The organism is Intestinibacter sp. (genome assembly GCF_022780145.1).
Taxonomy (GTDB): Bacteria; Bacillota; Clostridia; order Peptostreptococcales; family Peptostreptococcaceae; genus Intestinibacter.
The window spans coordinates 1-4,609 of record NZ_JALEXO010000011.1 but is presented as its reverse complement, the minus strand read 5'-3'; the positions used below and the strand labels follow the sequence as shown (position 1 = coordinate 4,609).

General features: G+C 30.1%; 4 protein-coding genes and 1 pseudogene. All 5 read right to left on the bottom strand.

What is annotated here, in order from left to right:
• Positions 1-277 (bottom strand): hypothetical protein (locus tag MR593_RS00445; protein ID WP_290685693.1); only part of this gene is annotated, 277 nt, incomplete at its 3' end.
• A 248-nt stretch (positions 278-525) separates the two neighbouring features.
• On the bottom strand, positions 526-1,398 hold the full coding sequence (locus tag MR593_RS00440; RefSeq protein WP_290685691.1) for an alpha/beta hydrolase: 873 nt from the start codon (positions 1,396-1,398) through the stop codon (positions 526-528).
• A 219-nt stretch (positions 1,399-1,617) separates the two neighbouring features.
• Positions 1,618-2,586, bottom strand: coding sequence for a sulfite reductase subunit C (gene asrC, locus MR593_RS00435; RefSeq protein WP_290685688.1), 969 nt, complete (start codon positions 2,584-2,586; stop codon positions 1,618-1,620).
• Positions 2,587-2,597: 11 nt separating this feature from the next.
• The gene (asrB, locus tag MR593_RS00430) at positions 2,598-3,389 is read right to left on the bottom strand and encodes an anaerobic sulfite reductase subunit AsrB (protein ID WP_290685686.1); all 792 of its coding nucleotides are present in this window, start codon (positions 3,387-3,389) and stop codon (positions 2,598-2,600) included.
• 1 nt (position 3,390) lies between these two features.
• Positions 3,391-4,389 (bottom strand): annotated as a pseudogene (asrA, locus tag MR593_RS00425) (anaerobic sulfite reductase subunit AsrA).
• Positions 4,390-4,609: the final 220 nt, after the last annotated feature.

The following is a 4,609-nucleotide window of genomic DNA, read 5'->3' as shown; positions in this document are numbered from 1 at the left end:
GCTGATAATACTCTTCTTTTTCTCCTGTTGTAAAATTAAATTTATTTTTATAGATTTCCCATATTATTAAATCGTTGTCTATACTAATATCAAAGATAATTTGTTTATTAAATATTAATTTAGAAGTATAAATTTTATCATTTATATATTCTACATTATCAATTTGATTTAACACTTTACCTTTAAATTGAATTATAAATTCCTCGATTAATAACAAAATATCTTTTGATCTTTTCATTTTTTTTATTATATTTTTACTTAAATATAAAAAACTCAATTTATTTTCCCCCAATTCTATATCAAAAACTTTATTCAATCTACAAATTATAATGCAATTTTTAAAATTACTATTATTTAATATTAACTCAATTTAATTTTATCATATTCTTTTAATTCAAAACTAATATACAAATAAAATTTTATAAATAGTTACATACTAAAATAGAGATATAGGCTAATCTATCTTTACCTATATCTCTATAAAACCATAATAAAATTAATTCATCCAACTATTATATCCAAACTTTATTCTGTTTCTTGAATAAAGCTAACTATACTTTGAACAGCTTTCTTTTGTTGTTCTTCCTCACTTATAAGGGCAGCCTCGTCTTTTTTATAAGTTCCGTAATCTCCAAATTGAGAGTGGTTTGCGCCCTCTATTTCAAGGTAAGTCGTATCTGATGGCAGCTTTTCCTTTGCATCGATTAAAGACTGAAAATCAATAACTCCGTCTTTACTTCCCCAAATCGATAAAACATCCATTCCGATTTCTTTTAAATACGAATCTGCTGGGTATGAAGATATCAAGACAACTCCATCTATTTTTTCTAAATTTGAATTTACATATCTTGTAGCTGTTAGACCTCCTAGAGAATCTCCACCTATCACCCAATTTTCTATATCGCTGTATTTTTGTATAACTTCACTCGCCTTGTTTTTGCCAAATGGAGCAAAGTTAAATGGCATATCTACAGCTACTACTTGATATCCATATGACGATATCATCTTGCAAATTTTAGCATATGCCCTAGCATCCACCTTAGCAGCTGGATATAATATAAATCCCTTTGTTGGAGTAGTATTTTTAGGTGTAAAAGATATTAAATTTTTATCTATGCTAACTTCTACATTACTGTCGCTTTTCAAATATAATTCCGCTTCTTTCGTTGGAGCATAATAGCTACTCAGCCAAATGAAAAAAACTATTACTGAAAGTAATAATAAAATTAAGATAGCTTTTATTATTTTTATCTTTCTAAGCTTTTTTTTCTGTTTATTTTTTTTAGCTTTAGAAATTTCTTTTTCTTCTTCGTTGTAAAGTAAAGGTTTCTCTAGCTCCATAGTAATACTAAAGGTGTCGTATTTTCTTTTTTTAGACTTTACTTTATCATTTTTCATTTTTTAATCCCTCCAAGTTTGTTTTCATACTATTATAGTTTATCACAGTTAAATCTATTTTTCATCTTATCAAATCTTTCAATTTTGTATCTTTTTCTTAATATTATTTTAAGATTTTACAAACTTGTAAATAACTAACAAAAATACTCCCCTATGTAAAAGCATTTTTTACAATAGGGAAGTATTTTATCTTATTAATAGGGAAAAAATTTGTTTAGCTTAATAGTGTATTCCACTCCAATAAACATTATTTTTAACTATAGCTTCTGGGTTTAAAGTCACGCCTTCTAAAACGTATTTTTTGTATTCCATAAATCCAGTTCTATCTACTATATATCCTATATGCTCCTTGCCTCCTGGTGCGTCTTTTGCCATGTATTCTTTAGCAAATTTATAAGTATTGACTATTATTTTTATTATGCTTTCTTCATCTGCCCAAAGTATCCAGTCCTCTGCAAGTCTAGGGTTTTTCTTACCTGTTCTACCCATTATAGCTAGTCTGTAGTATTTCTTTTCATCTCTAGTCCATGCTCCTGTTGGGCAGTTTAGTACACATTCTCCACAGCCTATACATTTTTCAGGATCTCTGACTATTTTATTGTTTTCAACTGATAGTGCTCCTGTAGATAATCTCTTGCATTTTTTAACGCAGGCTTGACAGTTTACACATCTATCCATTTCGTATACAGGCTTGTGCATACCTATTATTCCGTAGTCATGGCTTCTAGCCTTTATACAGTCGTTTGGACATCCTGTAAGCGCTACCTTGACGTGTATATCATTTGGGAATATCGCCTTTTCTATTTTTTTAGCAAACTCAGTAGTATTGTACGCTGCTTTTGGACAGGCTTTGTTTCCTACGCATGCGCATACATTACGAGTTCCCGCTGCTGGATATCCAGTATTTGGTTCTACTTGATTTATTTCAAGCTTGTCTATTACTGGTTGTATCATTTTGTTGATTTCATCCATATCCTCGTATCTAAGACCTAATATTTCAAATCCTTGACGAGTTGTCATGTGGATTTCGCCGTTACCAAATTTATTTGAGATTTCAGCGACAATTTTTAAAGATTCTGGGTCTATTGCTCCACCTGGAACTCTGACTCTAAGCGATGTCCCGTATCTATTTTTAGTAATTCTATAAGCGTTTTTCATTACTTTTTTAGTATTTATATCTCTAATCATAGTTTTGCCTCCTAATCTATAAGTGTTTTTGCCTTTGAATAGTCGTAAACTGGTCCATCTAAGCATATATAAGATTCATCCATCTTGCAGTGTCCACATTTACCTAATCCACAGCACATCTTTCTTTCATAAGAAACCCAGATATTTTCCTCTGCTACGTTTCTCTTTAAAAATTCACCAACTGTAAATTTCATCATCATAGGAGGTCCTACTACTGCACATGAGAAATTATCTATATCATCTATTTTTAAATCAGGTATGTATTTTGTGACAAGTCCAACAGGTCCATCGTATCCTTCAGTTGCTGTATCTACTGTCACTGTTACATCTAGTTTTTCGCTCCATCTTTTTAGATCTTCTTTAAATAAAGCGTCGTCTATTGTTTTAAATCCTACTATTAATTTAAAGCTCTTAAATTTATCTTGATTGTTATATACAAATTCTACTATGCCTCTAACTGGAGCTAATGCACTACCTCCAGCTACTACAACAAGCTCTCTACCTATATAATTTTCGATTTCAAATCCATTTCCATAAGGTCCTCTTATCAAAAGATTATCGCCTATATCGTATTTAAATATCTCGCTAGTTACTTTTCCTACATTTCTTATAGTAAAATCTACGTAATTATCTCCGTATCCGCTGACTGATATCGGACTTTCGCCGTATTTTGGCATAGATATTTCATAAAATTTACCTGGAAGTACATCTTTAGTATCGCACTCAACTCTAAATGTCCATTCTTGAGGTGTGTGCTTTATCAAATCTATTATCTTCGCAACTTTTGGTATATATTTGTTCATACTATTTGTCCTCCTTGCATAACTCGTTTACTTTATCGATAGTCGTAGAGAAAGAAATATATTGTGGGCAGTTATCATCACATCTACCACAGCCTACGCACATATGATATCCAAAGCGTTTTTTGAAGTCGTAAATCTTGTGCATAGCTTTAAATCTAAGTCTATCACCTTTAGATTGTCTAAATGAATGTCCTCCTGCTATATCAGTAAATCCATCTACTTGACATGATGCCCATACTCTTCTTCTTTCTCCAACGTTTTCATTTTCTTTATAGAAAATATCTTGCATTGTAAAGCATGTGCAAGTTGGACAGACAAAATTACATCTACCACATGATATGCAGCGTGCATTGTATTCCTCCCACATAGGATCTTGGCTTATTTTTACTGGATCTATATTATCTGGAATTTCTACTTTTACGAAATTTTCTTTTACGTAATCTACTTCAAAATCTGTATTTTCACCTTCAAATACATTTAATGTATCATCTTTTATATCTATGTATAATTCGTCTTCTCTTATGTTTAATGCCATAGCGTAATCTTCTGTTTTATTAGAGTTCATACTTACACAGAAGCAGTTTCTAAAGCTTTCTTTACATCCTACCAGGATAAATTTAATTTTATCTCTGTTTCTTTTATAGTAATAATCTTCTTCGCCATTTCTAAGATATATTTCATCAACTCTTTTTACTGCATTTATATCACAAGCTCTCATGAAAATTAAAATTTTATCTTTTCTTTCATTTGCTTCACTGTACTTATCTTGTGTAAAATAAAGTAATATTTCATTAATTGGCAACATAACTTATTTTGGAGAAAAATGAGATTTAAGAGTCCACTACATTTCTTCAAAAGTTTTTACTTCTTTGTATCTAATACTAGGAGTGTCTGAATACGTACCCTTGTAATCTAAAACTACTGGTGCAAAAATTTTATACTCCTCACTTAATTTTTTTAATCCCTTATCAAAAGATTCATAGTTAAGCTTTAACTTCATTATCATCACCCTTCCTTTATTTTTGCTTATATCTTCTATGATTAAATAATATCATCTAGTAAAATTTATTTATGTGATTTTTATCACAATATAAGCAATTTCTTTCCATATTTTAGACAAAAAAACAACAATCAATTTGTATATTTTCACAAACTAATTGTTGTTTAAATTCTATATTTAAGTTTTGAAAAAATCAGAAAGCTCATCTGGTTTTACATAT